The 3,669-nt window shown below is 42.8% G+C and carries 7 protein-coding genes and 7 tRNA genes; 3 read left to right on the top strand and 11 right to left on the bottom strand.

Annotation, left to right across the window (positions count from 1 at the left end):
* Positions 1–99: 99 nt before the first annotated feature.
* Positions 100–330 carry a hypothetical protein gene (locus G343_RS15275; RefSeq protein WP_156823538.1) on the top strand — a complete coding sequence of 77 codons (231 nt, stop codon included), beginning with the start codon at positions 100–102 and terminating at the stop codon, positions 328–330.
* On the opposite strand, the gene G343_RS15795 is transcribed toward G343_RS15275, so the two are convergent.
* Genes G343_RS15795 through G343_RS0100155 form a run of 4 tightly spaced genes read right to left on the bottom strand, consistent with a single transcriptional unit; the run spans position 311 to position 1,109 of the window.
* The gene (locus G343_RS15795; protein ID WP_020006101.1) at positions 311–436 is read right to left on the bottom strand and encodes a hypothetical protein; all 126 of its coding nucleotides are present in this window, start codon (positions 434–436) and stop codon (positions 311–313) included. The two genes, G343_RS15275 and G343_RS15795, sit on opposite strands and share 20 nt — an antisense overlap.
* Positions 433–591 (bottom strand): hypothetical protein, encoded by a 159-nt coding sequence (locus G343_RS15270; protein WP_020006100.1) that lies wholly within the window; start codon positions 589–591, stop codon positions 433–435. Before G343_RS15270 ends, G343_RS15795 begins: the two co-directional genes overlap by 4 nt.
* On the bottom strand, positions 592–861 hold the full coding sequence (locus G343_RS0100160; protein WP_020006099.1) for a hypothetical protein: 270 nt from the start codon (positions 859–861) through the stop codon (positions 592–594).
* Between the two features lie 14 nt (positions 862–875).
* On the bottom strand, positions 876–1,109 hold the full coding sequence (locus G343_RS0100155; RefSeq protein ID WP_020006098.1) for a DUF739 family protein: 234 nt from the start codon (positions 1,107–1,109) through the stop codon (positions 876–878).
* A gap of 154 nt (positions 1,110–1,263) precedes the next feature.
* On the opposite strand from G343_RS0100155, the gene G343_RS0100150 reads away from it, so the two are divergent.
* Both G343_RS0100150 and G343_RS0100145 read left to right on the top strand, forming a co-directional pair.
* A complete protein-coding gene (locus G343_RS0100150; RefSeq protein ID WP_020006097.1) occupies positions 1,264–1,896 on the top strand; it encodes a LexA family protein in 633 nt (210 codons plus the stop codon).
* Between the two features lie 14 nt (positions 1,897–1,910).
* Positions 1,911–2,960: a site-specific integrase gene (locus G343_RS0100145; protein WP_020006096.1), complete on the top strand. Its 1,050-nt coding sequence runs from the start codon at positions 1,911–1,913 to the stop codon at positions 2,958–2,960.
* 60 nt (positions 2,961–3,020) lie between these two features.
* Here the strand turns inward: G343_RS0100145 and G343_RS0100140 are convergent.
* The 7 genes from G343_RS0100140 to G343_RS0100105 form a co-directional block, all read right to left on the bottom strand.
* Positions 3,021–3,108, bottom strand: a tRNA-Ser gene (locus tag G343_RS0100140).
* 47 nt (positions 3,109–3,155) lie between these two features.
* A tRNA-Glu gene (locus tag G343_RS0100135) sits at positions 3,156–3,227 on the bottom strand.
* A 1-nt stretch (position 3,228) separates the two neighbouring features.
* A tRNA-Asn gene (locus G343_RS0100130) sits at positions 3,229–3,303 on the bottom strand.
* Positions 3,304–3,312: 9 nt separating this feature from the next.
* Positions 3,313–3,386, bottom strand: a tRNA-Gly gene (locus G343_RS0100125).
* Between the two features lie 13 nt (positions 3,387–3,399).
* Positions 3,400–3,472: transfer RNA gene (locus G343_RS0100115), tRNA-His, on the bottom strand.
* Between the two features lie 8 nt (positions 3,473–3,480).
* A tRNA-Phe gene (locus G343_RS0100110) sits at positions 3,481–3,553 on the bottom strand.
* A 23-nt stretch (positions 3,554–3,576) separates the two neighbouring features.
* Positions 3,577–3,652, bottom strand: a tRNA-Asp gene (locus G343_RS0100105).
* Positions 3,653–3,669: the final 17 nt, after the last annotated feature.

Below are 3,669 nucleotides of genomic sequence, written 5' to 3'. Positions count from 1 at the left end.
CTGTATAAAGTTCTCCATTCTGTTCAAATACTTGCAATTGCTCCATTTGATACTTCCTTTCTTTTGGTATAATCTTCCTTATAGGAGGGAGGTGATAAAATGAGTCCTCGTGAATACAGTAGAGATCAGATGGCTTCAGCAGCAGGAAAGTTAAAAAATATTCAAGCATCCCCGTGTTGTAATAATCCAAACTTTGAAATACGTCCTGAAGTGTCGTTATTGACATCTAGAACTGATGATTCAGAAATAGTTAGTACGGATATGCTTTCTGTACTTTGTAAAAACTGCGGTTTAATGCAGCAGTACGACCCTAAAGTTCTTGGAATCTAGATGATGATTCACCGATTGTGTAAATCATTTTCTTTTCTGCAATCTTCTTTTTTACTACTACTACTACAGTCACTAGGACTGTTGCTCCTACTATTAGTTTCTTCATCTTTCAAACCTCCAATTAATATATTTCGCTGCTGCCAGTATCGCTGTAACTCCACAGACAATGACTAAAGCCATTGCAATCTGATAGGCAGTGATGACCTGCAATGCGGCTAAAGTAAAGATGACGCCTCCAATAAATACATAGAGCCAGATCATTTAGCTCGCCTCCCTCATAATTTTTCTAATGCTGTCCATAGCGGGCTGTACTTCGATATAGCGTTTGCGGCCACCGGGTTGGTATACATATTGTTTAAAGTCTGGATGCGGGAAGATTTTTTCCTCCAGGTCGTGCTTCGATATGCCGGAAATTTCGATGAAGCGTTCAACATCGGCAAAGCCTTCATAGATTTCTGATGACTGGTTGCATAGCGCTTCCTTTACAGCTTCATGGACAAGAGATTTAAAGGCTTGTTCGTCTATAAGCATTTACTCACCTCCATTTATACGGTTTTCCGTACATTTTTATTAAAAAAATATTTGCCTACTTCTTTGTCCGGTATTTCTAGTAGTGTGCAAATTCGCCTGATCTCCCATTGTGTAAACGCATTGTGGTTATTAATTTTAGCACTCATTGATGTCCTGCTGATTGGCATGTCTTTAGCGAGTCTGCTTTGATTGTAACGATAATCATCCATGCGCTGTAACAACAAATCATAATTGAATTCCTCTGCCATCTTTCCACCTCTTTTCTTGTTCGGTTTCCCTTACAACCATTACTATACATACCGTGTAAAACTGAGTCAACACTTTTTTGAAAGTTTCCCTTACAAATATGTTTATTTTTCCGTACTTGTGGTATTATTACCTATATAAGGGGTGTTAAAAAATATGGACAAATTATTCCAAGAAAGATTATTGCAGGCAATCAAAGAAAGCGGTCTGACAAAAGCGGAAATATCTAAAAGGTCTGGTATCAGCAGAGGATCTATCACCGATTATGTAAAAGGCAGATATGAAGCAAAGCAGGATAAAGTGTATCAATTAGCGCAGGTGCTAGGCGTAAAAAGCGAGTGGTTAATGGGCTACAATGTGAGTAAAAATAACTCTACTCAACCAGTCACTCCAATTCAAGTAAAACCTGTTCCTGTTGTATCTCAAATATCCGCAGGGAAACCTGTATACGGGGAAGAGAATATTATCGAGTATACATACGTTCCAGAGAATCTATTTAAATTGGCGAACGATTTATTCGGTCTGAAAATCTCAGGAGATAGTATGGACAAAGAATTCAAAGAAGGCGACATTGTCATTGTGGAAAAGGACGGCGTGGTGGAAGATGGTCAAATCGGTGTCGTCATGCTTAATGGATATGATGCGACTGTTAAACGGATCAGATATGGGGACGATAAGATTTTACTTTATCCAGAATCAAGCAATCCAGACCATCTTCCACAGATTTACAATGGTGATGATGAAGTGCAAATTATCGGCCGTGTCGTCAGCAGTCAGAAATTCTATTAAAGGAGGCTCTCACCATGTTCACAATCAATGTATTCAAGCGCACAGACTTAAAGTCTCCGACCTGGCAGTATGACGTCCGGTCGGGCGGAAAACGCCGCCGGAAGTCGGGGTTTCGCACCAAAAAAGAAGCTCAGCTTGCGGCGCAGGAATTAGTGAACAAACTAGATAACGGGGTTGAGATGGATAATAATACAACTTTCAAGGACTACTTTGCACGATGGATGGATATTAATAATAAGCATAAGCTGTCATATGGCCAGTATGATTGGTACCGCCGAGCACTAAATATCTTTGTCCATCAGTTTGGTGCGGATAAGCAGCTCAGACACATTACTAAACAGGACTATCAGCTTTTACTTAATCGATACGGGGAGGGGCGCACGGATGAATCCGTAAGAAAAGTTCATGGATGCCTCGCACCGGCGCTCAGAGATGCTGTGTACGACGGATTGTTAAATAAAGACCCAACATACAAGATACAGATAAACGGCACTGAGAAGGCGCAGAGTGAGGCTGAGAAGTTTATTACCATCAATCAGTACTTAAGATTAATCGAACATTTTAAAGGCAAATCAGAATTATCATATGTACTATTGTATTTAATTGCGATTACCGGTGCCCGATTTTCAGAGATTAACAATTTGAAGTGGGAGGATTTAAATAAGAAGATCGGTATCATCCATCTACCAGGAACAAAAACAGATACGTCTGCCCGGGATGTGGAAGTGAACCAAAAGGATATTGAATATGTAAAAAGAGCATTATCCACACACCCCAGGCGTATTGACGGCTACCTATTTAAGCTATCTAATAAGGCTGTCTCAAACAGCATGATGCGTTCACAGGATAAGGTAGGCATCCCACAGGATGAACAGGTCACAATATACGGATTGCGCCACACACACTGCTCATATTTGCTCAGTAAGGGGATAGCGATTGAGTATATCAGTAAGCGCTTGGGTCACTCGAATATTGGTACCACACTAAATATTTACAGTCATTTACTCGATGAGTATAAGCAGGAGCAGGGAGAGAAAGTAAGGGATATATTTGCGGAAATATAAAAAACGGTCACGAATTGGTCACGTAACCGCCTTAAATGCCGTCATGGCAATGGGTATTAGCGGACAGTGAGGGATTCGAACCCTCGAAACGGGATTACCGTTTACACGCTTTCCAGGCGTGCGCCTTAAGCCACTCGGCCAACTGTCCATGCTTGAAATGATTAAACAGAAGTGAGCATGCCCACTTCTGTTATATGACCCGTACGGGACTCGAACCCGTGTTACCGCCGTGAAAGGGCGGTGTCTTAACCGCTTGACCAACGGGCCGTGGCTCCACAGGTAGGACTCGAACCTACGACCGATCGGTTAACAGCCGATAGCTCTACCGCTGAGCTACTGTGGAATATTAAGATGGAGCGGGTGATGGGAATCGAACCCACGACATCAGCTTGGAAGGCTGGGGTTATACCATTTAACTACACCCGCATGGTAACTTAAGGGCGGATGATGGGGATCGAACCCACGGGTGCCGGAGCCACAATCCGGTGCGTTAACCACTTCGCCACAACCGCCATGAGTATGGTTCAGGACGGAATCGAACCGCCGACACTGTGAGCTTCAATCACATGCTCTGCCGACTGAGCTACTGAACCACCATATGTACTGATAATATTAATGGCGGTCCCGACGGGAATCGAACCCGCGATCTCCTGCGTGACAGGCAGGCATGTTAACCGCTACACCACGGGACCTGATTTAAAAATTGCGG

It is taken from the genome of Salinicoccus albus DSM 19776, from assembly GCF_000385175.1.
In the GTDB taxonomy this organism is placed as follows: Bacteria; Bacillota; Bacilli; order Staphylococcales; family Salinicoccaceae; genus Salinicoccus; species Salinicoccus albus.
This window is presented reverse-complemented; position numbering and strand designations above follow the sequence as displayed.